Here is a 26,195-nt window from a genome sequence, read left to right as displayed (position 1 = left end):
TAATCGAAGCCATACGCCAGCGCATGCTGCGGCGCACTAGGATCTTGCGGATGGGTGGTCCCCTGACTCCGCGCCTCGGACGAGGCGCGGAGCGGTGTTGCGTTATTTCTTAAGCGCGCGCGAGAAAGCGTCGGCGAACGCGCTGTTGGACGGGGCGGCAGCCTGCTTCGGTGGCTGGGGCGCACGGGCACCGCCACCCTGCCCGCCGCGACGATTGCCGCCACCCGCAGGGGCGTCGTCGCGCTGACCGGGGCGACCACCGCGCGCTTCGCCCGGCACATCGTCCAGGCGCATGCTGAGCGCGATGCGCTTGCGCGGCAGGTCGATCTCCATGACCTTCACCTTGACGATGTCGCCCGCTTTCACCGCATCGCGCGGATCCTTGACGAAGGTATGCGACAGCGCCGACACGTGGACCAGGCCGTCCTGATGCACACCGATGTCTACGAACGCGCCGAAGGCGGCGACATTGGTCACGCGTCCTTCGAGCACCATGCCGACGGTGAGATCCTTCAGGTCTTCCACACCCTCGGCAAAGCTCGGCGCGACGAACTCGGGACGCGGATCGCGGCCGGGCTTTTCCAGTTCCCTGAGGATGTCGCGCACGGTCGGTACACCGAACTTCTCATCGGTGAAGTCTTCCGCCTTCAGGCTGCGCAGGAACGACGTATCGCCGATCACCTGCTTTACCTCGCGACCGCACTGCTTGAGGATGCGCTCGACGACGGGGTACGCCTCGGGATGCACGGAGCTGGCGTCGAGCGGGTTGCTGCCCGCGCTGATGCGGAGGAAGCCGGCGCACTGTTCGAAGGCCTTGTCGCCGAGGCGCGGTACCTTGAGCAGGTCCTTGCGGCTGGGGAAGGGGCCGTTCGCATCGCGATGCTTGACGACGTTCTCGGCGACGCTGCTGGACAAGCCGGCGACACGCGCGAGCAGCGGGGCGGACGCGGTGTTGACGTCGACGCCTACGGCGTTGACGCAGTCTTCGACGCGTGCGTCGAGTGCGCGCGCCAGCTTCACCTGGTTGACGTCGTGCTGATACTGGCCGACACCGATCGCTTTCGGCTCGATCTTGACCAGTTCCGCCAGAGGATCCTGCAGTCGGCGTGCGATCGATACGGCGCCGCGGATCGACACGTCGAGTTCGGGGAATTCCTTCGATGCGAGCTCCGACGCGGAGTACACCGACGCCCCGGCTTCGCTGACGACGACCTTGGACAGATTGAGGTCGGCGTGCTTGCGCATCACTTCACCGGTCAGCTTGTCGGTCTCGCGCGAGGCGGTTCCGTTACCGATGGCGATCAGGTTGACGCCGTGCTGCTTGCTGAGCTGCGCGATACGCGCGACCGACTGATCCCACTGGTTGCGCGGCTCGTGCGGATAAATGGTGTCGTACGCGAGCAGCTTGCCCGTGGCGTCGACGATGGCGAGCTTGCAGCCGGTCCGGATGCCCGGATCGAGGCCCATCACGGTCCTGCCGCCGGCCGGAGCGGCCAGCAACAGGTCCTTGAGGTTTTCACCGAAGACGCGGATAGCCTCGTCCTCGGCGCCTTCGCGTACGCGACCGAACAGGTCGAGCGTCAGGTGCAGGTGCAGCTTGACGCGCCAGGTCAGGCGCACGGTCTCGCGCAGCCAGGCGTCGGCCGCGCGGCCCTGGTTGACGATGCCGGCGCGTGCGGCCACACGGCCCTCGCCCTCGGCATGGCCCTGATCGGCGTCGACGGCGGGGTTGAGGTCGATCTCGAGCACGCCTTCGTTGCGGGCGCGCATCAGCGCCAGCAGGCGGTGCGACGGAATCTTCGAGACCGACTCGGCATGATCGAAATAGTCGCGGAACTTCGCGCCTTCGTTTTCCTTGCCGGGCACGACGGTGGCGCGTATCTGGCCGTTCTCCCAGAGCCAGTCGCGCAGTTCACCCACCAGGGTGGCGTCTTCAGCGATGGCTTCCATCAGGATGGCGCGCGCGCCGTCCAGTGCGGCCTTTACGTCGGCCACGCCCTTATCGGCGTCCACGAAGGCCGCGGCGACGGTTTCCGGGTCTTGCGTGGGATCGTCGCGCAGGCCGAGCGCGAGGGGCTCGAGGCCGGCTTCGCGAGCGATCTGTGCCTTGGTACGGCGTTTGGGCTTGTACGGAAGGTAGAGATCCTCCAGGCGGGCCTTGGTGTCGGCGCTGAGGATGTCGGCCTTGAGGGCGTCGGTCATCTTGCCCTGTTCGGCGACGCTGTCGAGGATCGCGACACGACGGTCTTCCAGTTCGCGCAGGTAGCGCAGGCGCTCTTCGAGCAGGCGAAGCTGGATGTCGTCGAGACCGCCGGTGACTTCCTTTCGGTAGCGGGCGATGAACGGCACCGTGGCGCCACCGTCGAGCAGTTCCACCGCCGCGCGCACCTGTTCGGGCTTCGCGGCGATGTCCTGGGCAATACGTTGTTCGATGCTCTGCATGACTTTCCTGTGCTTTGACTCAGCCGGCCGGCATGTCGGGCCGGGCCGCCGATGATAGCAAGCACAGGTGGCACCCCGGCCGTCGGGCCGGGGCAGGTCGGGCAATCAGGCGTCGAAGCTGCCGTTCGTCCCGGTACGTGGGGCTTGCACGGCGGCCTTGTCCGCGCGACCCAGTACGACGTAGGTGCTGGCCAGGAGGTCATGGACCCCCTGCTTGCGCTCGGTGAAGGCGGCGACGACGTAGAACACCATGGGTACCAGCAGCGTCACGGCATTGAACAGGCGAACCACGTTGCGGGCGGCGGCGCGACCGATCGTCAGGCGCTGGCCGCTGGCGTCGGTCACGCGGATGCCGCACGCGAGCTTGCCGGGCGTGGCCTGCCACTTCGAGCTTTCGAAGAAGGCGTAGTAAGCGAAACCGATCACCAGCAGCACATAGGAGATGGGTTGCACGGCCTCGGCGTACGCCTTGATCGCGCCGGCCTGATCGTGTTCGAACTGCGCCATCATCGACGCCATCAGACTGCCCAGCCCCATCATCAGGCTGATAACGGTGAAGGGGACCATCAGGATGATGTAGTCGATCACCCAGGCGCCGAAGCGCAGCCAGAAGCCGGCGTACTCCGGCTCCACGGCGGCCTCGTTGATTCCCATGAAGGGCGGCGGCGGGGGCGGCACGACGCCGGGCGCGGGGCGGTCGTCGGGAAAGAGCTCGCCCAGGGGGCGCCAGTCGCTCATGCCCTCGTACCAGCCGAGTTCCTCAGGACGGCAGGTGCCGTCCCGCAGCCACTGACGGATCTCGTCGTCCGCGTAAGGCCCGAACCGCTCGCCGTTTCGTCCGATCCACACTTGCATGCTGCTGTCTTCCCGCCTTAGCCGATGAGGCGATGATGCCAGATGGGTGCGTCATCCGCCGCCTGCTGAAAGCCACGGTGGTCTCGCCCGGGCTCAGGCGGCTCGTCGTTTCAGGTGTACCAGCAGCAGCGAAATCGCCGCGGGAGTGACGCCGCTGATACGGGAGGCCTGGCCGATGGTCGCCGGCAGCGAGCGCTTCAGCTTGAGCAGTACCTCAGCCGACAGGCCACGCACGCGGTCGTAGTCGAAGCTCTCGGGGATGCTGGTCGACTCATGACGGCGCTGGCGCTCGATCTCCTCACGCTGGCGCTCGAGGTAACCCGAGTATTTGGCCTGGACCTCCACCTGGGTCGCCACCTCGGCGTCGTCTACCGCCGGACCCAGTTCGGGAACGGCGGTCAGCGCCGCGTAGTCCATCTCCGGCCGACGAAGCAGGTCCAGTGCGTGTGTCTCGCGACTCACGGCGATGCCCAGCGAGCGCTGCACGGCCGCGCCAAGCGCGTTGGCGGGTGCGGCCCAGAGTCCACGCAGGCGGGCGGTTTCGCGCTCGGCGGCGTCACGCTTGGCTTCCAGACGGCGGAAGCGGTCTTCCGACACGACGCCCTTCGCGTAGCCTTGCGCGGTCAGGCGCAGGTCGGCGTTGTCTTCGCGCAGATGCAGGCGATATTCGGCCCGCGAGGTGAACATGCGGTACGGCTCGATCGTGCCGTTGGTCGTCAGGTCGTCGATCAGCACGCCCATGTAAGCCTCGTCGCGGCGCGGATACCACGGCGCGTCGCCGCGTACGCTCAGTGCGGCATTCATGCCGGCGATCAGGCCCTGGGCCCCCGCTTCCTCGTAACCCGTGGTGCCGTTGATCTGGCCGGCGAACCAGAGGCCGGGAATGGCCCGGGTTTCCAGCCAGGGATGCAGGCCGCGCGGGTCGAAGTAGTCGTATTCGATCGCATAGCCCGGGCGCGTGATGTGGGCATTCGCGAAACCGGGAATCGAACGGACCAGTGCGTACTGCACATCGAAGGGCAGTGACGTGGAAATGCCGTTCGGATAGATCTCGAACGTGTCGAGGCCCTCGGGCTCGACGAAGATCTGGTGGGAGGTCTTGTCCGCGAAGCGAACGACCTTGTCCTCGATCGACGGGCAGTACCGCGGGCCTACGCCCTCGATCTGTCCGCTGTACAGCGGCGACCGGTCCAGCGAGCCACGGATCAGGTCGTGCGTCGCCTCGGTTGTGTGCGTGATCCAGCAGCTGACCTGGCGCGGATGTTCCGCCGCCGAACCCATGTACGAGAAGTGCGGCATCGGATCGTCGCCCGGCTGCTCGGCCAGCAGCGAGAAGTCGATGCTGCGGCTGTCGATGCGCGGCGGGGTACCGGTCTTCAGGCGGTCGGCGGCGACCGGTAACTCGCGAAGCTTCGCGGCCAGCGTCGAGGCTGGCGGATCGCCCGCACGGCCACCGGCGTACTGCGCGCTGCCGATGTGAATCTTGCCGGCGAGGAACGTGCCCGCGGTAAGCACGACGGCGGGCGCGTGGAAGTCCAGGCCCATCTGCGTACGTACGCCGGCCACCCGGCCATCTGCCAGGATCAGGTCGTCGACCGCCTGCTGGAACAGCACCAGATTGGGCTGCGTCTCGACGATGGAGCGAATGGCGGCGCGGTAAAGCGCACGGTCGGCCTGGCAGCGTGTAGCGCGGACGGCCGGCCCCTTGGACGCGTTGAGCGTCCGCCACTGGATACCGGCCCGATCCGCCGCATGCCCCATAGCGCCGCCAAGAGCATCGATTTCCTTGACCAGATGCCCTTTGCCGATGCCGCCGATGGCGGGATTGCAGCTCATCTGCCCGATCGTTTCGATGTTGTGGCTGAGCAGCAGGGTTCGTGCGCCGGCGCGTGCGGACGCAAGCGCCGCCTCGGTGCCGGCGTGTCCGCCACCGACCACGATGACGTCGTAGGTTTCTGTATGCAGCATGGGAATGGTTCGCGCGAGGCCTGCCCGCATTTTACGCCAGCAAGACCGTGTAGGTTGGCACGCGTTATGCTTTCTAAGTCAGGCACTTCACCTGGGCAGACGCTGCGCGATAACACGCGCGCCGAGACCGAACGACAGGGGTTTGGTCGTGTGCCGGAGGGAGGAAGCGGGATGTGGGCAAGGATGCCCCATTCGACTTATCGAATGAGATCTGGCGCCCGGCGGTCTCAGGAACAGGGGGAATCCAGGATGACCGTGCTGCCGGGCGCCAGAAACCGTATGACTGGCACAAAGAGCCGCGGCATCAGCTGCGGCTTTCTTCGTTGAGTGAGAATCTACACCGTTCGAATGAACCGTGTGTGACTTTTTCGTCAACCAAGTGCTCTGTTTCGGCAATTGGTGACGCAGTGCGTCAGTTTTTTACTCAACGCCGCGTCAGCCCATGGCCACCCGAGCCAGGATATCGGTGAGATCTCGCGACAAATCCTTGCGCTCCGCGAGTTCGGCCACGACCGCATGGGCCGCCTCCCGTCTGACAGGCTCCAGCCGCTTCCAGCCATTGAATGCCGTCGCCACGCGAGCGGCCACCTGCGGATTGAGCGCGTCGATGGCGACCAGGCGGTCGCCCAGCCAGCGGTACGCGGCGCCATCGGCGCGATGGAAGCCGCTGGGATTGGCGCGGGCAAACGTTCCGATCAGCGACTGCACCCGGTTGGGGTTCTTCAGCGTAAAGGCGACATCGTGCTCGATGGCCTGAACGCGGGCGAACGCGCCATCGCCGGGCAACTGCGCCTGCACGGCAAACCACTTATCCAGTGCAAGGGCATTGCCCTCATAGCGCTGACGGAAGTGGGCGATGGCGGACGCGGCTGCCGCCGGGTCCAGGGTCGCCAGCGTGCTCAGGGCGGCAAGACGGTCGGTCATGCCCGGCGCCTCGTCGTACTGGGCGCGTGCCAGCTTTGCGGCGGTGTCCTTGTCGACCAGGCCGAGCAGGTCGAGTACGCGCCGTTTGAGCTGGCGTCGGGCCTGACTGACTGAATCGAGACTGGCGCTGGTCGCCGCGCGCAGGGTGTCGTAGCGCGTCCGCAGCGTCGATGCGCCGATGCGCGTCGCCAGTGCGCGCAGCATGCCCTGACGGGCCTCGCGAATCCGGTCGGGGTCACGTTCGGCCTGACGCTCCACCAGCTCGATCTCACCGGGCGGGGTAAGCAGTTCGGCAAGCAGCGCATCGTCCATCGCCGGGTCGGCGAACAGGTCGGCCAGCGCCGCTGTCCACGCCCCGATGGCGGCGCCCGTGGTTCGACCGTCACGGACATCGTCATAGGCCAGGCCGGCCAGTTGCTGGCCCGCCTCCCAGCGATTGAAGCCGTCCACATCGTGACGAAGCAGCACGGCCAGTTCATCCGGCGCGTAATCGAATTCCAGGATGACCGGGGCGGAAAAGCCGCGCAGCAAGGAGGGCACCGGAACTGCGTCGAGGTCTTCGAAGACGAAGGCATGCTCCGCGTCCCGCAGCACCAGCGTGCGCTCGGTCTCGCCGGTGGCATCTTCCCCCTCCAGGCGGAGCGGCAAGGCTTTGCCCGAGCGATCGAACAACGACAGGCGGACAGGCACGGGAAGCGGCTGCTTGGTCGGCTGACCCGCGCTCGCCGGCGTACGCTGACGAAGCGTCAGGCGGTAGCGTCGCTGTGCCGCGTCGTAGCGGCCCTCGGCGGTCAGGCGCGGCGTGCCGGCCTGGCCGTACCAGGCAAGATAGGGCGAGAGATCCGTGTCGTTCGCCTCGCCCAGCGCGGCGAGGAAATCCTCGATGGTCGCGGCGTGACCGTCATGCCGGTCGAAGTACAGATCCATACCCCGGCGGAAGCCGGCCGCGCCGAGATGCCCGGCGAGCATGCGCACGAGTTCCGAGCCCTTCTCGTACACCGTCGCGGTGTAGAAGTTGTTGATCTCGCTGTACTGCGAGGGGCGTACCGGATGCGACAAGGGGCCGGCGTCTTCCGGGAACTGCGCGCGGCGTAACAGGGCGACGTCTTCGATGCGCTTGAGCGGCGCCGAGTTCATGTCGGCGGAGAAGTTCTGCTCGCGGAAAACCGTCAGGCCCTCTTTCAGGCTGAGCTGGAACCAGTCGCGGCAGGTGACGCGATTGCCGCTCCAGTTATGGAAATACTCGTGGGCGACCACGGCCTCGACGTGACGGTACTCGTCGTCGGTGCTCGAATCCGGGTCGGCCAGCAGGTATTTCGCGTTGAAGATGTTGAGGCCCTTGTTCTCCATCGCGCCCATGTTGAAGTCATGCGTGGCGACGACGTGGAACACGTCCAGATCGTAATTGCGACCGTACGTCTGCTCATCCCATTTCATGCAGCGAATCAGCGAATCCATGGCGTAGTCGCAGCGGTCGATGACATCGGCCTCGGCCCAGATGTGCAGCGCGACGGCACGGCCGTCCGCGGTGGTGTAGTCGTGGCTGATCCGCTCCAGATGCCCGGCCACGAGCGCGAACAGATAGCTCGGCTTCGGATGCGGATCGACGAAGCGTGCCCAGTGCCGCCCGTCGGGCAGATCACCGGCACCATCGGGATTGCCGCCGGCGAGCAGCACCGGGAAACGCGCCTTGTCCGCGCGCAGTTCCACCGTGTACTTCGACTGCACGTCGGGGCGGTCCGGGAAGAAGGTGATATGCCGGAACCCCTCGGCCTCGCACTGAGTGAGCAGAAAACCCTTCTCGCGGCTACCGGAAAGGTAGAGACCCTCGAAGGCCGTGTTCTCGGCCGGCCGCACGGCGACCCGTGTGCCGATCGTGCAGCGATCGCCTTCGATTGCGATCTCCAGCAGGCCGTTGGCGAGGATGTACTCACCCTCGACCAGACGGCGTCCGTCGACCGTCAGTTCGAGCAGTTCGAGGCCTTCGCCATTGAGGCGGACCGGTTCGTCGGCGCGGCGCCGGAGCTCGAGCGTCGCGGTGACCTCACTCCGGTCAATGCCGAGATCGAAGGTCAGCGCGGTGTGCTCGACCGTCCAGGCGGGTGCCCGGTAGTCGGCCAGGCGGATGACAGTGGTGGGGGCGTCCGAACGATCGCTCATGGCTGGCACAACACATCTTCTTGTCTGACAGGCAGGCTAACATGCGGCCAGATCCGTCAAAAGGAAGCCTACCCATGTCCCGTTTCACCGTGACGCGCTCCACCCTGGGCGCCAACGAACTGGTTGTGCTGGTCGATGCCGACGCGGATCGCGAAGTCCGCATCGCGCGCCGTGGCGCCACCGTGCTGTCGATCACCACACGCGCGGGCGGCGTGCAGCGCAACATCGCCGATGGCTTTCGGGACGAGAACGAGCTGGTGGGCCACAAGGGCTCGCGCTTCGCGATCATGACGCCCTTCGCGAATCGCGTGAACGACTCGCGCTACACCTTTGAAGGAAAATCTTACGATTTGCAGCCCGGTGCCGTCGGTGCCGACCGTGCGGCTCGTCACGGCTTTCTGCGCGGCGTTCTTTTCGACGTGCATAACGAGCAGAGTGACGACGATAAAACGTCGGTCACGTTCGCCACCCCGGTGATTCGTCCGGACCTGCAGCCTGGCTATCCGTTCTCGCTCGACTTCAGCGTGACCTTTACGCTCGACGAGCACGGCCTGACGGTCGATGCGCGTACGCGCAACGTCGGTGACAGCGCGGCGCCGACCTTTTTCGGCTGGCACCCGTACTTCCGCCTCTCTGACAACCCGATCGAAGGCTGGGAGCTCGAAGTGCCCGCCGACAAGATCATCGCGACGGACGAAGGCTTCATTCCGTTGCCGGGTACGCGTGCGTGGCAGTCCGTGGACAAGGCGGATCGTCAGTTCGACTTTCGCAAGCCGCGGGCCATCGGCGCGACGGCGCTGAATCATACCTATGCAGACCTTCAGCTCGGCACCGACGGCAAGGCGCGTACGCGCCTGCGCGATCCGGCGACGGGCGCGGCGATCGCGGTCTGGCAGGAGAAGGGCGTCATGCTCGTCTTCACCTCGGATACGGCGGAGCGCGACGCGCGTAAGTCCGTCGCCCTCGAACCGATGGAGTGCATGCCCGATGCCTTCAATCGCGATGACTGCGCGCCGTTGATCACGCTGGCGCCGGGCGAGGAACGTCGCTTCATCTGCGGTGTGGAGTTCGACGCGTGACAGGGCCGACCTTCGCGGATGTGCGTGATGCCGCCGCGCGTATCGCGCCGTATGCCCTCGTGACACCGGTGCTGCGCAGCGACCGCATCGACGCGCTGGTGGGTGCATCGATCGTGTTCAAGTGCGAAAACCTGCAGCGCGGCGGTGCGTTCAAGTTTCGTGGCGCCACGAACGCCGTCTGGTCACTCGGTGACGAGGAAGCCGCGCGCGGCGTGGTGACGCATTCGTCCGGTAACCACGGCAATGCGCTGGCGATGGCGGCACGCACCCGGGGCATTGCCGCCCACGTCGTCGTGCCTGAGGGCGCGGTGAAAGCCAAGGTGGATGCGATCGCCGCAGCGGGCGCGATCATTCACCGTTGTGCGCCGACGACTGCGGCGCGCGAAGCGGCGGCCGCCGAGATACAGGCGCGGACCGGCGCCGAACTGGTGCACCCGTATGCCGATCCGCGCGTGATGGCGGGCCAGGGAACGCTGCTGCCCGAACTGCTCCGTCAGGCACCTGGCCTCGACACCATCCTGTTTCCCGTCGGCGGTGGCGGTCTGGCTTCCGGATGTTCGATCGCCGCGCACGGCATCGATCCAGGCATCGCCTTGTTCGGTGCCGAACCGGAAGGTGCCGACGACGCGGCGCGTTCGCTCAAGAGCGGACGGCGGGTCGGGCCGTTCACTCCGGAGACGGTATGCGACGGCTTGCGCACGCTGATCGGCGAACCGAACTTTCACGTTCTTCGCGAGCATGGCGTCAGCGTACTGCGCGTCAGCGACGGCGAAGCGATCGACGCCATGAAGCTGCTGTGGACGGAGCTGCGCATCGTTGTGGAAGTATCGAGCGCCACGGTGCTCGCCGCCATGCTGCGTTATCCCGACCGTTTCGCCGGACGTCGTGTGGGCGTCGTGCTTAGCGGCGGCAATGTCGATCTCGACGCACTGCCCTGGTAACTACCGCCGTCCTGCCCACAGACTGACGGAGACGCCCCGTGTCGGTGCGGGCGGATGCACTTCGATGGTGTTCCCCGCATTCGCACGTTCCCAGCCTGCGTTCGCGGACATCGTCGTGTGCGTCCGGCTTCATATGCTTGTCCCCCTTCGGACAAACCGTGAGGTGGGGACATGCGCTGCGACTGGGCGGAGCGAAGCGAGGTGGAGCGTCGGTTCCACGACACCGAGTGGGGCGTGCCGCTGTATGACGACACGCGCCTCTTCGAGCATCTGACGCTTCATGGCGCGCGCGCGGGTCTCGCCCTGCGTCTGGTGCTGGATAAGCGTGAGAATTACCGCCGCGCTTTCCATGGCTTCGACATCGGGCGGGTGGCCGCGATGAGCGACGGCGAGCTTGCGGCCCTCGCGCTCGACCGCGGACTGATACGACATCGCCTGAAGCTCGCATCCGTGCGCGGCAACGCGCGTGGATGCCAGCGTATTGTCGAGGACACCGGCTCGCTGTCGGCTTACCTGTGGGACTTTGTCGGCGGCGCGCCGGTGATCCATGCATGGCAGCGGGCGGGCGACGTCCCCTGTCGCAGTGAAGCGTCGGACCGGATGAGCGCCGCGTTGCACCAGCGTGGGTTTCGCTTCGCGGGTACCGCGCTCTGCTACGCGCTGATGCAATCCGCCGGCATGGTCAACGACCACCTGGCGCGGTGCGAGTGCTCGCGATCAGAACGGCGTCTTGCGCCGTGAGCCACGCAGGTTTTCGATGGGGAAGCTTGCGATCTCACCGCCGCCTTCGCGGCGCGACTGACCCGCGGGCGGACCCCATGCGTGCGCGGTGACGACTTCCCAGGTCGACGGAATGACGCCGTCGCTTCGCATGGCTTCGTACGCGTCGATCATGCGCTTGTAGTGCTGTTTGCCGGTGAGGCCGCGCGCACGGTCGGCATCGGCGTTGTTGGCACCCAGGCCCTTCAGCTCGTCGAGTACGGCGCGCGGCGTCGGGTATGTCAGGGTGTAGCGCTCGGCGAACAGCACCGGGTCCTTCAGTCCCTGCGCGAGCATCGCGTCGCCGACATCGTGCATGTCGAGAAAGCGTGCCACATGGGCGTGCTGATCGGCTTCGGCCCAGGCGGCACGCAATTCGGTCAGCGTGTCCGGGCCAAACGTCGAGAAGGTGAGCAGGCCACCGGGCTTGAGCACGCGCGCGCATTCGGCGAAAAGCCGCGACAGGTCCTCGCACCACTGAAAACAAAGATTGGAGAAGAGGATATCGACGCTCCGATCCGGCACCGGCAGTGTGTACGCATCGGCGACGACGCGGCCGAATGGCTTCAGCCAGCTGGCATGCTGCTTCGCCTGCTTCAGCATCGGCAGCGCGAGGTCGACCGCGATCACCTGTGCCTTCGGGTAACGCTTCTTCAGGGCGGCGCTGCCGCGTCCCGTTCCGGCGCCCACGTCGAGTACGACCTCGGGCACCTGTTCGAATATCTCAAGGCGCTCGACCAGTGTCGACTGCACTTCACGCTGTAGCGCGTCGTGTTTTTCGTAGGTACCCGCGGCACGGCCGAAGTTACGTCGGACCTGGCGTCGATCGAAATGGAAGTCGCTCATGGATTCGCGTCGGTGAACTGCGTGAGGACTTCCGCCACGGCGGCGGCGTGTCCGATAAAGGGGGCGTGCCCGGCATGGGCGATTTCTTCGAACCGTCCGCCGGCCGCTTCCGCGGACCAGCGCATCGTGTCGGGATGGACGATGCGGTCGCGACGACCGGCGATCCAGAGGCTGGGGCGAGCGATCTCGTGCAGGCGCGGTCGCAGGTCGGTGGCCTCGAGGAGTCGCAGGCCTTCCATCAGCACGCGCGGATCGGGCTCGCCGCGCGAGAACGCCTCGTCCTTCAGGCGTCGCGCCTCCGCGCGCGGGTCGGCGCTACCCATGGCTTCGAGTGCGATGAAGCGTTCGACCGTCGCGCGGTAGTCCGCATCGAGGTCCGCCGCCAGCTTCCGCACCATCGCCGCGTCGTTGCCATGCGGCCAGTTCTCATCTTTCACGAAGCACGGCGTGGAGCACACCGGCACCACCGCGCGGACGTGGTCAGGCAGGTCGAGTGCCGCCACGAGCGCAACCAGTCCACCCATCGACCAGCCCAGCCACACGGCGGGCGGGGTGACTTCGGCGATAGCGCGCGCGCATGCCAGCGGCTCGAGCGGGATGTCGGAGTCGCGGGAATAACCGTGGCCCGGCAGATCCACGACATACATCGTGAAACGGTCGGCAAGCGCTTCGATCAGTGGCGCGAGGATGCCGCCGTGCATGGCCCAGCCATGGATCATCACCAGCGGCGTCGGGCCGGTACCATGCGTCTCGATATGCAGGCCGGTCATGCGGCGGGGCTCGGCGCCAGGCCCGGGTCGACCGCGCCACGATCGTCGAAGACGAAGCAGTCGCCGCGCCAGTGCGCGCCTCCGACCTCCTCGAAGTATTTGAGGATGCCGCCTTCGAGCTGGAAGACGCGATCGATACCGATCCCCGCCATGTGGATGGCCGCCTTCTCGCAGCGGATGCCGCCCGTACAGAACGACACCACCGTCTTGCCATCGAAGCGCGCGCGGTCGGCGGCGACGGCGTCGGGAAACGCCGTGAAGCTGGCGATGCCGTACTCCACCGTGTTCTCGAACGTGCCGGCCGCCACTTCGTAATCGTTGCGCGTATCGACCAGCACCACTTCACGGCCGTCATCGTCATGGCCCTGATCGAGCCAGCGGCGCAGATCGGTCGGCAGGACATGCGGCGCGCGGCCCGCCCCGGGGCGGATCGCAGGCGCGCGCATGGTGATGATTTCCTTCTTCAGGCGTACGCGCATGCGGCTGAACGGCACGTCGTCCGAAAGGCTCTCCTTCGGTGCGATATCCGCGAAGCGGGCGTCCTCGTGCAGCCAGGCCATGAACGACGCGATGGCCTCACGCGGCGCGGCCAGAAACAGGTTGATCCCTTCCGGCGCCAGCAGGATCGTGCCCTTCAGCGCCAGGGCGTCGCAGCGCGCGACAAAGCGCGCGCGCAGGTCGTCCAGGTCGTCCAGGGCGACGAACTTGTAGGCGGAAATATTGAGGATCGACATGGGCATGGCGTGGGGCGTGCGGTCGTCCATTATACGACCACGTCCTGCCGGGGGCGGGGCAGCGCCGCCAGGGCGCCCAGCAAGCCGTCGATGCGGTCGGGCGTATGTGTCGCGGACAGCGTAATGCGCAGGCGCGCCGCTCCGCGAGGCACCGTCGGCGGGCGAATCGCCACCACGAGGAAGCCGGCGGCCTCGAGCGCGCGCGCGGCGGCCATCGCGTCGTCCGCCCCGCCGATCAGCAGGGGCTGGATCGCCGTGGGGGAGGGCATGAGCGACAGCCCGATCTGGGCCGCTCCCGCCCGGAAACGGGCGATGTTCTCCCGGAGGCGCTCGCGCCGGCCTTCCGGATCCTTGCGGACCAGTCGCAGTGCGGCGCGCGTGCTGGCCGCGAGCGCCGCGGGCATCGCCGTCGTGTAGATGTAAGACCGGGCGAACTGAACGATCGCCTCGATGACCGCGGCGTCGCCGGCGACGAAAGCCCCGGCGCTGCCGAGGGCTTTTCCCAGCGTGCCCATCAGGACGGGCACCGCGCTCGCATCGAGCCCCGCCGCCGCCACCGAGCCCGCGCCCTCCGGGCCGAGCACGCCCAGGCCGTGCGCGTCATCCACATAAAGCGTGGCCTGGCGCTCGCGACAGACCCGGGCCAGTTCGGCCAGCGGGGCGATATCGCCGTCCATGCTGAACACGCCATCGGTCGCCACGAGGGCGGGCAGGTCCGGGCGTGTATCGAGTTGCCGTGCGGCGGCCTGCGCGTCGCCATGGAGATAGCGGCGCAGCTCGGCGCCGGCGAGATGGGCGCCGTCCAGCAGGCTGGCGTGGTTGAGGCGGTCCTGGACGCAGAGGGCCGCCGGTTTGCCCGGCGAGGGCATCGCGCCGGCCCCGAGCAGGGCCTGCAGGGCGCCGAGGTTGGCCATGACGCCGGTCGAGAAGAGCACGGCGCGCTCGCGGCCCGTCCAGTCGGCCAGTTCCTCTTCCAGCGCCGCATGTTCGCCGCGATGCCCCGAGACGAGGTGCGCGGCTCCGGTGCCGACGCCTTCGGCGAAGGCGCTGCGGGACATCGCGGCGATCAGGTCGCGATGTCCGGCCAGCCCGAGATAGTCGTTGCCACAGAAATCGATGAGCACGCGCCCGTCGATCATGCGACGGGCGCCGCCCAGGCTTTCGCAGGTTCGCGCGCGTCGCAGCAGGCCGGTCTGCTCGCGGGCCGCGCGCGCGGCCTCCAGTCGGACGAGGAGGCCCGGTCGGTTCACGCCGCGTCGGCGCGTTCGACGATGTCCGCGTGAACGGTGCCCGGCTCGATCTCGACCTCCATCGGTTTCAGACCGAGGCGCTCGAACAGGCGACGGTCGTGCTCCACATCGGGATTGCCGGTCGTCAGCAATTTCTCGCCATAGAAGATCGAATTGGCGCCCGCGGCGAAGCACAGCGCCTGCAGAGCGTCGTCCATCGACTCACGGCCGGCCGAGAGGCGGACGACCGAGGCCGGCATGAGGATGCGGGCGACAGCGATGCTGCGCACGAACTCGAACGGATCCAGTGCCTCGGTGCCCGCCAGCGGCGTACCGGCGACCTGCACCAGGCGATTGATCGGCACGGACTCCGGATGTTCGGGCAGGTTCGCCAGGGTCATCAGCAGGCCGGCGCGCTGGGCGCGCGATTCACCCATGCCGACGATACCGCCGCAGCAGGTCTTCATGCCGGCGTGGCGCACATGCTCCAGCGTGTCCAGGCGGTCCTGGTACTCGCGGGTGTGGATGATTTCGCCGTAGAAGTCCGGCGACGTGTCCAGGTTGTGGTTGTAGAAATCGAGGCCGGCGGACTTCAGCGTATCGGCCTGTGGCTGGGTTAGCATGCCCAGCGTGGCGCAGGTCTGCAGGCCCAGGGCCTTCACCGCGCCGACGATTTCGGCGACTTTGGCCACATCCCGATCCTTCGGCGAGCGCCACGCGGCGCCCATGCAGAAGCGGCTGGCCCCCGCATCCTTGGCGGCCTGCGCCCTGGCGACGACGGCCTCGACGCTCATCAGCTTCTCGGCCTTAACGCCGGTGGCGTAGCGCGCCGCCTGCGGACAGTAGGCGCAATCCTCGGGGCAGCCGCCCGTCTTGATGGAGAGCAGGGTCGAAACCTGCACGGCGTTGGGGTCGTGATACGCACGGTGCACGCTCTGCGCCTGGAAGAGCAGGTCGTTGAACGGCAGGGCGAAAAGGTGCTCGACCTCTTCGCGGGACCAGTCGTGGCGTAGGGCTGCGGTCATGGTGGGGATCCCGGGGACGAAGGCGCGCAGTGTGGAAAGGTCGGCTCACACTGTCAACCTTAACGGCTATACGCAGGTTTACGGTCGAACGACGCGTGCCGCCGTACGATGGGGACAACCACCTTCGCGGAGACCATCTATGAGCGCTGGACAAGGCAGCAGCGGCAACGTCATCGCCGCCGTGTGCAGTTTCTTTATCCCGGGCCTGGGTCAGCTGGTCCAGGGCCGCGTCTTCAAGGCACTCATCATGTTCGTGCTGGCGGCTGTCCTATGGATCATCTGGCTCGGCTGGATCATCCACCTGTGGTCGATCGTCGACGCCGCGATGTTCCGGCGGCGCGACTGACGCGGCCTGCGACGCATGGATGCGTCCCGATACCGTCCGTGGCTGAACGCGGCGACTCGATTCCTCCTGTCGCCGCGTTGTCTGGTCTGCGAGGCAGAGAGTAGGGATGGCCGGGCGCTTTGCAGGGCGTGCCGTTCCGGCCTCGTCCGTAACGACGTCTGCTGCGGGAGGTGTGCCGTTCCGCTTCCGGTAGCCGTGGCCGAATGCGATGCGTGCCGCCAGCGCGAGAGGCCGTGGGCCGATCTCTGGGTGCCGTTCGTCTACACCTGGCCGATCGACGTGCTGGAGGCCCGTTTCAAGTTCGCGGGAAGCCTTGTCGCCGGCCGGGTGATCGCCGACGCGTGGCTAACCGCCGGCCAGCCGCCGACGATGCCCGAGCTCATCCTGCCCGTGCCGTTGCACACGTCCCGTCTGCGCTCCCGTGGCTACAACCAGGCGCTCGAACTCGCCCGTCCGCTGGGCAGGCATCTGGGTATTCCTGTCAGGCACGACGTGCTCAGGCGGGTGAAGCGGACCGCGGCGCAGACCGAACTCGACGCGGTCACGCGCGCGCGTAACGTACGCGGCGCCTTCGACGTACGGCGCATGCCGCCGCAACGCCACGTGGCGTTGCTCGATGACGTCATGACCACGGGCGCGACGCTGGGCGAGTGCGCGCAGTTGCTGATCGAAGCCGGCATTCCTCGGGTGGATGTGTGGGCCCTGGCGCGCACGCCGGCGCCGGGCATGCCGCTTACAGGGCCAGCGCCACCACGATCCCCACCCACAACGCCAGGCCCACCCAGTTGTTCTGGCGGAACGCCTTAAGGCAGGCCTGGCGATCGCGGTCGCGCATGATCCATTGCTGCCAGGCGAAGAGCCCCGTCGTGGCGGCGAGCGCGAGCCAGTACGGCCAGCCCAGCCCCGAACGTGTGCCCACCAGCAGCATGGCGAGCAGGAAGGTGCCCATCAGGATGCCGATGATGACGAGGTCCGCATCGGCGAACAGGATGGCGGTGGATTTCGCGCCGGCCTTGATGTCGTCCTCGCGGTCGACCATGGCGTACTCGGTGTCGTAAATCACCGACCAGATGATGTTGGCGATGAAGAGCAGCCACGCCACCGGTGGCACCGTGTCGGTCACGGCGGCGAACGCCATCGGGATCGACCAGCCGAAGGCCGCGCCGAGCACCACCTGGGGGAGGTTGGTGTAGCGCTTGGAGAACGGGTACACCGCCGCGAGCGCCGCGCCGGCGAATGACAGCAGGATGGTCAGCGTGTTGGTAAACAGGACCAGTACGAAAGAAAAAACGAGCAGCCCGGCGAACACACAGAGCGCTTCGCGCGGCGTCACTCGCCCGCTGGCGATCGGCCGTCCGGCCGTCCGCGCAACCTGAGGGTCGAGCTTGCGGTCGGCGTAGTCGTTGATCGCGCAGCCGGCGGAGCGCATGGCGAACACGCCGAGGGTGAAGATGATCAACGGGCCGACCGGCGGAAAGTCTTTCGCGGCGAGCCAGAGTGCCCACCAGGTTGGCCACAGGAGCAATAGCGCGCCGATGGGGCGGTCCATGCGGGTGAGGACGAGATAGGCGTGGATCTTCTCGCGACGGGCCGCAGGCAAACCCTTGAGCAGGAAGGCAAGCACGCGTTCGGCGCTGGTGGACGCGTCGGCGGGGCGTGCGGCTACGTCGGGCGCGGGCGCCACTGCCTTGCGCGCGGTGGTCGGCGCCTTGCGTCGCGGGGCGGGCTTGTTCGGTGTCGGACTCATGCCGTGAAGTCTAGCGGCTGAAGCGGTGACCGCGTCATCGCTTCGCCGGGATTCGCCGCCGGGACTGCGTCATACAGAAGCGAGTCTAAAAAAAAGGGCGCCTCTCGGCGCCCGGGGTCGATCAAGGTTCCAGCGGCTCGATGGGATCATCGTTGACTGGCGGCTCGGGGTCCGCGTCGCGCTCCGGCTTGTAGCTGCCGGGCTGGCGGATCTCATCTTCCGGGCGGTTCTTGCCCGGTTCGGCAAAGGGCGGCTGCGGGTTGGTCGGGTTGTAGGGCATGGTGGGGACTCCACTTGCTACGAGGTCGGGGGACCACCGTAGGATCGGGTAAGTGAAGTCCCTGAGATCGCCCCATGAAACCTCAGTCGACGAGGGAGTCGAGGTTCTCCAACGTTTTGCGTACGCCCTGCTTTTCCAGCGATTCCACGTAGATGTCGTACTGCCTGCGGAATCGCTTGTCCCTGGCGGGCAACGGACCCACCAGTTCGACGCTTTCGATCAGCGTGTCTTTCGAACCGCTGTCGATCAGCGGCTGGACGAGACGCATCGCATTCGGCTCGCGCAATGGATACGTCTCACCGTTGTCGTCCTTGCCGACGCGTACATAGCGGTCGAAGGTCGCCAGCAGGAAGGCCACGCGGCGGGCATCCCTGCCTTCTTCCAGACACGCGGTGATCGTCGGCCCCAGGAACCCGGGGATCTTCGAGCCGCCATCGAGGCACAGCCGGTCCAGCTGGTCCGCAATCGACGCGTTGCTGAACCGGTCGAGCAGCTTCTTCTTGTACGGCCCGAGATCCATGCCTGGCAGCGACTTCAGCCAGACGCCCGCGTCGTCGTCGAGAAAGGCGGTGAGGTACGCGTTGAACAGCGGATCCTTTACGGCGACGTCGACCCGCCGGTGGCCGGCCAGGAACGCCGGATACGCCAGCATCTGGTGGGAGCCGTTGAGCAGCCGGATCTTGGCATCCTCGTACGGCGAGACGTCGTCGACGATCTGCACGCCGTGCTTCTCCCACGATGGCCGACCGTGGCGGAACTTGTCCTCGAGTACCCACTGGATGAAGTCTTCGCAGACCACGGGCGCCTGATCGTCGAGGCCGGTCGCGGCATTGAGTTCGTCGCGCACCTTCGCCGTGGTCGCCGGCGTGATGCGATCGACCATGGCGTTCGGAAAGTCGACCTCCCGGTCGATCCAGTCCGCCAGTTCGTCCGACCGTGCCTTCGCGAACGCGAGCACGGCGCGCTTCGCCTGCGCACCGTTGTGTCGAAGGTTGTCGCACGACATCACGGTGAACGCATCCACGCCGGCGGCACGGCGCTTTTCCAGCGCGCCGACGATGAAGCCGAATACGCCCTTCGGCGTGTCCGGATGCTTCAGGTCATAGGCCACCGTCTCATCGTCGAGACGGAACGTCCCGTGCTCATCGAGGTAGCCACCTTCCGTGATCGTCAGCGAGACGATACGGATGGCCGGGTCGGCGAGGCGGTCCAGCACCCTGGTGCCGTCATCGGGCGCATACAGGTAGTCGACCATGGCGCCGACGACGTGCGTCTTCCGCTCGCCGCGTGGATCGTATTCGCTGACCGAATACAGGCCCTGCTGGGCCTTGAACGCCTCCGCCAGCGGACGGTCGTGCTCGAGCAGGTTGATGCCCAGAATGCCCCACGCATGCATCGCGGGATCGGACAGCGTGTGATGGGTATAGATCGCCAGGTGCGCACGATGAAACGCGCCGACGCCGATATGCGCGATGCCGGCGGTGACCTTCGTGCGGTCGAAGGGCGGTGCGTCGACGCCCTGGGGAAGGCGGTCGAGCGAGTCGTTACGGAGGGGGAAGGCCATGGTCAGACTCGTGGAGGATGATGAATGGCGACGTCGTTGGCATCGAAGACGTGAGCGTGCGTCAGGTCGAGGCGGATGCAGATGTCGCGACCGGCGCGGCGCTCGAAGTCGCCTTCCGCGCGCACCGTGATCGAGCCGACCTGCGGCACGTCGACGTACGCATAGGTTTCGCTGCCAAGCCGCTCGACGACGCTGAGCTTGCCGTTGATCGTCTCGCCGCTACCGTCGCCGTCACACACGCGAAGGTGTTCCGGGCGAATGCCGATGGTGACCTTGCCGGTGGCTTCGACGCCGGCCACGCTGACGGTATTGCCGTTGGCGAGGCGGAACGTACCGCCTTCGGCTGTCGCTTCGAGGAAGTTCATCTGCGGCATGCCGAGAAACCCGGCGACGAACTTGTTCACCGGCTTGTGATACAGCGCCATCGGTTTGCCGATCTGCTCGATACGCCCGTGGCTGAAGATCGCGATGCGATCCGCCAGCGTCATGGCTTCGACCTGATCGTGGGTGACGTAGATCATCGTCGCGTTGAGTTCGGTGTGCAGCCGGGCGATCTCGAGGCGCGTCGCCGCACGCAGCGCGGCATCGAGGTTGGACAGCGGTTCGTCGAACAGGAACACGCGTGGTTCGCGGGTAATGGCGCGACCGATCGCGACACGCTGGCGCTGACCGCCGGAGAGTGCGGACGGCTTGCGGTCGAGGTACGGCTCCAGGGCGAGGATCTTCGTTGCCCGGGCCACCTTCTCATCGATCGCGCGCTGGTCCATCTTCGCCAGCTTCAGCGCGAACGACATGTTCTCGCGCACGGTCATGTGCGGATAGAGCGCGTAGCTCTGGAACACCATGGCAAGGTCGCGCTTGTCCACCGGCTTATCGGTGATGTCGTCCTTGTCGAGCAGGATCTGCCCGTCGTCGGCCTCTTCGAGGCCGGCGATGAGACGCAACGTGGTGGACTTGCCGCAGCCCGAAGGCCCGAGGAAGACGCAGAACTCGCGATCCTCCACGACGAGGTCGATGCCCTTGATGACGTCGACGCCCTCGAACGATTTGCGCAGCTGACGGATTTCCAGACGGGACATGGGTGGCTCCTTATTTGACTGCGCCGAAGGTGAGACCGCGGACGAGCTGTCGCTGCGACAGCCAGCCGAGCACCAGGATGGGTGCGCAGGCCAGGGTCGACACGGCGGACAACTTCGCCCAGAACAGTCCTTCGGGACTGGAGAACGAGGCCACCAGCGCGGTCAGTGGCGCGGCGCTGGCGGTGGTGAGGTTGAGCGACCAGAACGCTTCGTTCCACGAGAGGATCAGGCAGAGCAGCGCGGTCGAGGCGAGGCCGCCGCGGCTCACCGGGATCAGCACCCGGAACATCGTCTGCGTGGTGCTGGCGCCATCCATGCGGGCCGCTTCGAGTATGTCGTACGGAATGTCGCGGAAGTACGTGTAGATCATCCAGACCATGATCGGCAGGTTGATCAACGCGAAGATGATCACCAGCGCGGTCTTCGAATCGAGCATGTTCAGATCGCGACAGATCAGGTAGATCGGCACGAGCACGCCCACGCTCGGCAGCATCTTGGTCGAGAGCATCCACAGCAGCACGCTCTTGGTCCTCATCGTCGGGTGGTACGCGAAGGCGTACGCCGCCGGGACCGCAACGATCATGCCGAGGATGGTGGCGCCGCCCGCCGTCACGATGGAATTCCACGCGTAGTGCAGGTAATTCGCACGGGCCAGGATCTGCTCGTAGTTCTCCAGCGTCGGCGCGAACAGGAAGTGCGGCGGCATGCTGAAGGCATCCAGCTCGGACTTGAAGCTGGTCAGCACCATCCAGAGGATCGGAAAGAACATGACGAACGCGACGATCCATGAAGCGACGATGCGTAGCGTGCGGGCGAGGGGGTTGCGGGTCTTCTTGGCCATGGCTGTCTCCTCACGCCTTCTCGGTCAACGACTTGCCGATCAGGCGGATGAGGAACACCGCCATGATGTTGGCCAGTACCACGGCGACCAGACCGCCGGCCGACGCGGCACCCACGTCGAATTCGAGCAGCGCCTGCGTGTACACCAGGTACGGAATGTTGGTCGTCGCATCGCCCGGTCCGCCGTTGGTGGTGACGAAGATCTCGGCGAAGATGTTGAGCAGGAAGATCGCCTCGACCATCACCACCACGGCGATGGGGCGCGCCAGGTGAGGCAGGGTCAGATAACGGAAGATCGCGAAGCCCCGCGCACCGTCCATGCGTGCGGCTTCCATCTGCTCGCGATCCAGCGACTGCAGCGCGGTGACGAAGATCAGGATGGCGAACGGAAGCCATTCCCACGACACCACGGTGATCACGGACAGTAGCGGCCAGTCGGCGAACCAGTTCACGGGTGTGGCCCCGAAGGCCTTCCAGACCCACGCGAGAAAGCCCGATACCGGATTCATCAGCAGGTTTTTCCAGACCAGCGCCGCCACGGTGGGCATGATGAAGAACGGCGAGATCAGCAGCATGCGGACGATGCCCTGGCCCGGAAAGGTCTCGTCCACCAGGACCGATATCAGCACGCCGCCGATCACGGTGATCACCAGCACACTGCCCACGAGCAGGATCGTGTTGAGGATCGAGGTCCAGAAGCTCGGGTAGGTGAAGAAGTAAGCGAAGTTTTCCAGCCCGACGAAGGCCGACTTACCCGGGTAGAGCAGGTTGTAATACTGGGTCGAGAAATACAGCGTCATCGCCAGTGGCACGATCATCCATACCAGCAGCATGATGATCGCGGGCTGGGCGAGCAGCCGTTCCGGACGTTTACGGATGCGCGCGCTCATTACGGCGACTCCTTCTGGATGACCGGCTTGTTGTCGTAGTAGCCGGCACGTTTCATGGTGCGGCTGACCGCGCCCTGGGCCGTGTGCAGCAATTCATCGATGTTGCCGCGGCCGGCGAGCGCACCGGCGATCTGGCGGCCGACCAGCGTCGCCACCGCCTGGAACTCGGGAATGGAAACGATCTGAATACCCTTGTACGGCACGGGCTTGAGCGTGGGGTGCGAGGGATCGACGGCTTTCAGCGAGTCGTAGGTGACCTTCGCGAAGGGTGCCGCTTCGATGTAGCCCGCGTTCGCATACGTCGACTCACGGGTACCCGGTGGCGTCGCCTGCGCGCCGTACTTGTCCGCGACCAGCTTCAGATACGGTTTGGACGTCGCCCAGAGGATGAAGTCACGCGCCGCATCGGGCTGGCGCGTGCTGGCCGGGATCGCCAGCGACCAGACCCACAGCCACGACGAACCGCGATCGGTGATCTGGTGCGGCGAGCGCGTAAAGCCGACGTTGCCGACCACCTTGCTTTCCTTCGGATCGGTGACCGTGCCGCCGCCGACGCTGGCGTCGACCCACATGGCGCATTTGCCTGCGGCGAAGAGCGCGAGGTTTTCGTTGAACCCGTTATCCGACGGGCCGGGCGGTCCGTAGTTCTTGAGCAGATCGACGTAGAAATTGACCGCCTTGTGCCACTCGGGCGTGTCGATCTGCGGATGCCACTGCTCGTCGAACCAGCGTCCGCCATAGCTGTTGACGATGGTGCCGAGCAGGGCCATGTTCTCGCCCCAGCCGGCCTTGCCGCGCAGGCAGATGCCGTACACGCCGTTGGCCGGGTCATGCAGTTTCTGCGCAAAGCCCTTGATCTGGTCCCAGGTCGGCTCGGCCGGCATGGTCAGGTTGGCCCTGGCGAACAGATCCGTGCGGAAGTATGTAACGCTGGCCTCGGCGTAGAAAGGCACGGCATACAGGTGGTTATCCACCGTCAGCTGTTCGCGCACGTTCTTCATGACGTCGTTGACGTCGTAGTCGGCCGGCAGGTTATCCAGCGGTTTCAGCCACTGCTGCTTACCCCATAGCGGCGCCTCGTACGCACCGATGGTGATGACATCGAACTGCCCGCCATGGGTGGCGATGTCCGTGGTCAGGCGCTGACGCAGCGTGTTTTCTTCGAGCACCACCCAGTTCAGATGCACGCCGGGATGCGTGCGCTCGTACTCGGGGGACAGGGCCTGCATGCGCACCATGTCCGCGTTGTTCACGGTACCGATCGTCAGTGTCGTGTCGGCGTGGGCGGCGGAAATCCCCAGCGCTGCGAACAGCGCGGAGGCGGCTAGGGCGCCGAGCCGGTTCCGGTAATCGCTCATCGTGCCTCCCTGGGCGGCGGGCTTTCGCGCGGTGACGTATCTGCCGTCGCGTCGAAATGGATGTGCGTTTATAGGTTTTATCGAGGACGGCTCACCAATACGCGCAACGTGGTTTTCCGGTGAAAATACATACTTTCTTGCGAAAAGGCCCCGGCGGCGGTACCGGAAAACGGCGATACGACCAGCTTTATGCTGCGATGCAGCATTCCCGATGCGTGACAATAAAGTACGTAAAAACGCGAGGATGAGGATTCGGCGGAAACGGACGCGTGACGCGTCGCGACATTACAGGTCGGCGACGGGCAGCCGATGACGCATCCGATATTCGCGCGGGGTCATCCCGGTGAGGCTCAGGAAGCGGCGGTTGAAGTTGGAGAGATTGCTGAAACCGACCTCGTAGCAGATGTCGGTAATCGAGGCCGGTGAGCTGACCAGCTTCTCGCAGGCGTGCTGCACGCGCGTCTGGTTGACGTAGTCGATGAAGCGGTAGCCCGTGTGCTGATGGAAAAAGCGCGAGAACGCCGATTCCGACATGCCCAGGCGGTCCGCCACCGCCCTGAGCGATACGTCCCCGGTGTAATGCCGGTCGATGAAGGCCACGGCACGGTGGAGCTTCATCGACTGGCTGGGATCGGCCGAGGCCTGAAAGGGCCGGCTGCTCAGTGGCCGACGCGCGGTGTCTTCGGCCAGGGCCTCCACCATCTCGAAGAAGCTGGCTACCCGGCGAAGTCCCGGATGATCGGAGACGCGGCGGAACAGCGGTTCGAGCTGCCTGCCCAGTTCCGAAGAAAACTGGATGCCGTAGCGGGCTTCCTCGAGCAGCAGGGACTTCACGTGGCGGGCGGACGGGAAAAATTCCGTACAGCGACGGACGAAGGCTTCTGAGAAAAGGATCACCCTGTCACGCAACGGCGAGGGCTCGCATCCTGCATCGGTGACCCAGTTGTGCGGAACGTTGGGCCCGGTGAGCATCAACGTATAAGGCGCGAAGCGGCCTTCGTAGTCGCCGACATAAGCCGTGCCCTCGGTCGATACGATCAGGTGCAGCTCGTACGCGGGGTGGTAATGCCAGCGGATCAGCCGGCTGCGCGAGCCGTGCTCGAGGTAATGAATCGACGGTTCGTCGGACAGACCCAGCAGATCCTGCTCACGACCGAGTGCCGACGTATCGGCCATGGGTGGCGGCAGCGAAAGGGCGGCGCGACGATTCATGCGGCCGAGAGTACCCTCTCCCGCTGGCAATCTCCAAGGAGCAGTGCAATGAAGGTTCTCATCGTCGGTGCCAGTGGCACGCTGGGCCGCGCCGTGGCGGCCGAACTCGGCGAGCGCCATGAGATCGTCACGGCGGGGCGCTCGGGTGGCGATCTCCGCGTGGATCTTCGTGACAGCGAAAGCATCGAGGCCATGTACCGTGAACTGGGCAAGCTCGACGCCGTGGTTTGCGCGGCGGGCAAGGTACCGTTCGCGCCCCTGGCCGAGTTGACCGAGGCAAAATACGTCGAGGGCCTGCAGGACAAACTGCTGGGGCAGGTCCGCCTCGTCCAGCTCGGCGTCGACTCCCTTAACGACGGCGGCTCATTCACGCTGATTACCGGCATTCTCACCGAGCAGCCGATCCTGGCCGGCGCGTGCGCAAGCATGGTCAACGGCGCGGTCGAGGGCTATGTGCGTGGCGCCGCCATCGAGCTGCCGCGCGGTATCCGCATCAACGTCGTCAGCCCCAGTGTCCTGTCGGAGGCCATGGCGTCGTATGGGCCGTATTTCCGGGGCTTCGAGCCGGTCGGCGCCGCGCGGGCGGCGCTGGCGTTTTCGCGGTCGGTCGAGGGGCGGGAGACGGGGAAGATCTACAAGGTCTGGTAGACCATCCCGCCCGAACGTCAGGCGATCGCCAGCGGTCTTTCAATCGCGGCGATCCCGCTCCGCGCATGATCGACGATCTCGCCCGCGACACGCAGTGCGACAAGAAACGCATCCACTTCGTCGGCGCGCCCCGTGTACTCGACCACCGACTGACCCGCCGCGCGTTGCAGCATGCGCCCGCCGAACTGCGCGAGGCAGAGATCGACCGCGGCGTGGCTGGCCTCGATGCGCGCCACCAGCAGCTCGCGTTCCACGTGTTCGCGGCGCGTGAGTTCGGCGATCTCGATCACGTCGATCAGTTTGGCCGACTGCTTGATGATCTGCTCGACCACGTCGTCGTCGCCGAAGATCACCAGCGTGAGTCGCGAGGCGTCCACGTCATGCGTGGCGGCTACCGTCAGCGATTCGATGTTGTAGCCACGCGATGCGAACAGGCCCGCCACACGCGCCAGGGCGCCGGCTTCGTTCTGCAACAGCATGGAGATCAAGTGGCGCATGG

At 66.1% G+C, this 26,195-nt stretch carries 24 protein-coding genes; 6 read left to right on the top strand and 18 right to left on the bottom strand.

Annotated features, from left to right (window positions below):
* Positions 1 to 102: 102 nt before the first annotated feature.
* The 4 genes from B5X73_RS18155 to pepN form a co-directional block, all read right to left on the bottom strand.
* The gene (locus tag B5X73_RS18155; RefSeq protein WP_079522807.1) at positions 103 to 2,442 is read right to left on the bottom strand and encodes a Tex family protein; all 2,340 of its coding nucleotides are present in this window, start codon (positions 2,440 to 2,442) and stop codon (positions 103 to 105) included.
* Positions 2,443 to 2,547: 105 nt separating this feature from the next.
* Positions 2,548 to 3,297 carry an RDD family protein gene (locus tag B5X73_RS18150; protein ID WP_051944089.1) on the bottom strand — a complete coding sequence of 250 codons (750 nt, stop codon included), beginning with the start codon at positions 3,295 to 3,297 and terminating at the stop codon, positions 2,548 to 2,550.
* A gap of 93 nt (positions 3,298 to 3,390) precedes the next feature.
* On the bottom strand, positions 3,391 to 5,265 hold the full coding sequence (gene mnmG, locus B5X73_RS18145) for a tRNA uridine-5-carboxymethylaminomethyl(34) synthesis enzyme MnmG (RefSeq protein WP_079522806.1): 1,875 nt from the start codon (positions 5,263 to 5,265) through the stop codon (positions 3,391 to 3,393).
* Positions 5,266 to 5,700: 435 nt separating this feature from the next.
* Complete coding sequence (gene pepN / locus B5X73_RS18140) at positions 5,701 to 8,349, bottom strand: aminopeptidase N (protein WP_079522805.1); 2,649 nt, start codon at positions 8,347 to 8,349, stop codon at positions 5,701 to 5,703.
* A gap of 74 nt (positions 8,350 to 8,423) precedes the next feature.
* On the opposite strand from pepN, the gene B5X73_RS18135 reads away from it, so the two are divergent.
* The 3 genes from B5X73_RS18135 (at position 8,424) to B5X73_RS18125 (ending at position 11,110) form a co-directional block, all read left to right on the top strand.
* On the top strand, positions 8,424 to 9,428 hold the full coding sequence (locus B5X73_RS18135; protein ID WP_079522804.1) for an aldose 1-epimerase: 1,005 nt from the start codon (positions 8,424 to 8,426) through the stop codon (positions 9,426 to 9,428).
* Positions 9,425 to 10,369 carry a pyridoxal-phosphate dependent enzyme gene (locus B5X73_RS18130; protein ID WP_079522803.1) on the top strand — a complete coding sequence of 315 codons (945 nt, stop codon included), beginning with the start codon at positions 9,425 to 9,427 and terminating at the stop codon, positions 10,367 to 10,369. The genes B5X73_RS18135 and B5X73_RS18130 overlap by 4 nt, the downstream gene beginning before the upstream one ends.
* 171 nt (positions 10,370 to 10,540) lie before the next feature.
* Positions 10,541 to 11,110, top strand: a complete 570-nt coding sequence (locus tag B5X73_RS18125) for a DNA-3-methyladenine glycosylase I (RefSeq protein ID WP_079522802.1) — start codon at positions 10,541 to 10,543, stop codon at positions 11,108 to 11,110.
* Here B5X73_RS18125 and bioC read toward each other — a convergent pair.
* Genes bioC through bioB form a run of 5 tightly spaced genes read right to left on the bottom strand, consistent with a single transcriptional unit; the run spans position 11,087 to position 15,732 of the window.
* Positions 11,087 to 11,974 (bottom strand): malonyl-ACP O-methyltransferase BioC, encoded by an 888-nt coding sequence (gene bioC / locus B5X73_RS18120; RefSeq protein WP_043691710.1) that lies wholly within the window; start codon positions 11,972 to 11,974, stop codon positions 11,087 to 11,089. The genes B5X73_RS18125 and bioC overlap by 24 nt on opposite strands.
* Positions 11,971 to 12,744 carry a pimeloyl-ACP methyl ester esterase BioH gene (gene bioH, locus B5X73_RS18115; protein ID WP_079522801.1) on the bottom strand — a complete coding sequence of 258 codons (774 nt, stop codon included), beginning with the start codon at positions 12,742 to 12,744 and terminating at the stop codon, positions 11,971 to 11,973. The genes bioC and bioH overlap by 4 nt, the downstream gene beginning before the upstream one ends.
* Positions 12,741 to 13,508, bottom strand: coding sequence for a sulfurtransferase (locus B5X73_RS18110; RefSeq protein WP_239708935.1), 768 nt, complete (start codon positions 13,506 to 13,508; stop codon positions 12,741 to 12,743). Before B5X73_RS18110 ends, bioH begins: the two co-directional genes overlap by 4 nt.
* Positions 13,508 to 14,728: an 8-amino-7-oxononanoate synthase gene (bioF, locus tag B5X73_RS18105; protein WP_079522800.1), complete on the bottom strand. Its 1,221-nt coding sequence runs from the start codon at positions 14,726 to 14,728 to the stop codon at positions 13,508 to 13,510. The genes B5X73_RS18110 and bioF overlap by 1 nt, the downstream gene beginning before the upstream one ends.
* Positions 14,725 to 15,732 (bottom strand): biotin synthase BioB, encoded by a 1,008-nt coding sequence (gene bioB / locus B5X73_RS18100; protein ID WP_036116596.1) that lies wholly within the window; start codon positions 15,730 to 15,732, stop codon positions 14,725 to 14,727. Before bioB ends, bioF begins: the two co-directional genes overlap by 4 nt.
* Before the next feature lie 139 nt (positions 15,733 to 15,871).
* On the opposite strand from bioB, the gene B5X73_RS18095 reads away from it, so the two are divergent.
* Positions 15,872 to 16,078: a hypothetical protein gene (locus B5X73_RS18095; protein WP_036116594.1), complete on the top strand. Its 207-nt coding sequence runs from the start codon at positions 15,872 to 15,874 to the stop codon at positions 16,076 to 16,078.
* A 15-nt stretch (positions 16,079 to 16,093) separates the two neighbouring features.
* Positions 16,094 to 16,885 (top strand): ComF family protein, encoded by a 792-nt coding sequence (locus B5X73_RS18090; RefSeq protein WP_303048773.1) that lies wholly within the window; start codon positions 16,094 to 16,096, stop codon positions 16,883 to 16,885.
* Here B5X73_RS18090 and ubiA read toward each other — a convergent pair.
* The 8 genes from ubiA to B5X73_RS18055 form a co-directional block, all read right to left on the bottom strand.
* Entirely contained in the window at positions 16,812 to 17,825 is a 1,014-nt protein-coding gene (ubiA, locus tag B5X73_RS18085; RefSeq protein ID WP_079522799.1) for a 4-hydroxybenzoate octaprenyltransferase, read from the bottom strand. The genes B5X73_RS18090 and ubiA overlap by 74 nt on opposite strands.
* Before the next feature lie 121 nt (positions 17,826 to 17,946).
* Positions 17,947 to 18,105 (bottom strand): hypothetical protein, encoded by a 159-nt coding sequence (locus B5X73_RS21090; protein WP_156128470.1) that lies wholly within the window; start codon positions 18,103 to 18,105, stop codon positions 17,947 to 17,949.
* Between the two features lie 82 nt (positions 18,106 to 18,187).
* The gene (locus B5X73_RS18080) at positions 18,188 to 19,669 is read right to left on the bottom strand and encodes a mannitol dehydrogenase family protein (RefSeq protein ID WP_079522798.1); all 1,482 of its coding nucleotides are present in this window, start codon (positions 19,667 to 19,669) and stop codon (positions 18,188 to 18,190) included.
* A gap of 2 nt (positions 19,670 to 19,671) precedes the next feature.
* Complete coding sequence (locus tag B5X73_RS18075; RefSeq protein ID WP_036116590.1) at positions 19,672 to 20,748, bottom strand: ABC transporter ATP-binding protein; 1,077 nt, start codon at positions 20,746 to 20,748, stop codon at positions 19,672 to 19,674.
* Positions 20,749 to 20,758: 10 nt separating this feature from the next.
* Positions 20,759 to 21,589, bottom strand: coding sequence for a carbohydrate ABC transporter permease (locus tag B5X73_RS18070; protein WP_079522797.1), 831 nt, complete (start codon positions 21,587 to 21,589; stop codon positions 20,759 to 20,761).
* A 10-nt stretch (positions 21,590 to 21,599) separates the two neighbouring features.
* Positions 21,600 to 22,478, bottom strand: a complete 879-nt coding sequence (locus B5X73_RS18065) for a carbohydrate ABC transporter permease (protein WP_079522796.1) — start codon at positions 22,476 to 22,478, stop codon at positions 21,600 to 21,602.
* Entirely contained in the window at positions 22,478 to 23,836 is a 1,359-nt protein-coding gene (locus B5X73_RS18060) for an ABC transporter substrate-binding protein (protein ID WP_051944087.1), read from the bottom strand. The genes B5X73_RS18065 and B5X73_RS18060 overlap by 1 nt, the downstream gene beginning before the upstream one ends.
* A gap of 285 nt (positions 23,837 to 24,121) precedes the next feature.
* Positions 24,122 to 25,048, bottom strand: coding sequence for a helix-turn-helix domain-containing protein (locus B5X73_RS18055; RefSeq protein ID WP_079522795.1), 927 nt, complete (start codon positions 25,046 to 25,048; stop codon positions 24,122 to 24,124).
* Between the two features lie 48 nt (positions 25,049 to 25,096).
* Between B5X73_RS18055 and B5X73_RS18050 the strand changes: the two genes are divergently transcribed.
* Positions 25,097 to 25,696: a short chain dehydrogenase gene (locus B5X73_RS18050; protein WP_079522794.1), complete on the top strand. Its 600-nt coding sequence runs from the start codon at positions 25,097 to 25,099 to the stop codon at positions 25,694 to 25,696.
* Positions 25,697 to 25,713: 17 nt separating this feature from the next.
* Here B5X73_RS18050 and ilvN read toward each other — a convergent pair whose 3' ends face one another.
* On the bottom strand, positions 25,714 to 26,193 hold the full coding sequence (ilvN, locus tag B5X73_RS18045) for an acetolactate synthase small subunit (RefSeq protein WP_079522793.1): 480 nt from the start codon (positions 26,191 to 26,193) through the stop codon (positions 25,714 to 25,716).
* Positions 26,194 to 26,195: the final 2 nt, after the last annotated feature.

It is taken from the genome of Luteibacter sp. 22Crub2.1 (genome assembly GCF_900167995.1).
Lineage (GTDB): Bacteria > Pseudomonadota > Gammaproteobacteria > Xanthomonadales > Rhodanobacteraceae > Luteibacter > Luteibacter mycovicinus.
This window is presented reverse-complemented; position numbering and strand designations above follow the sequence as displayed.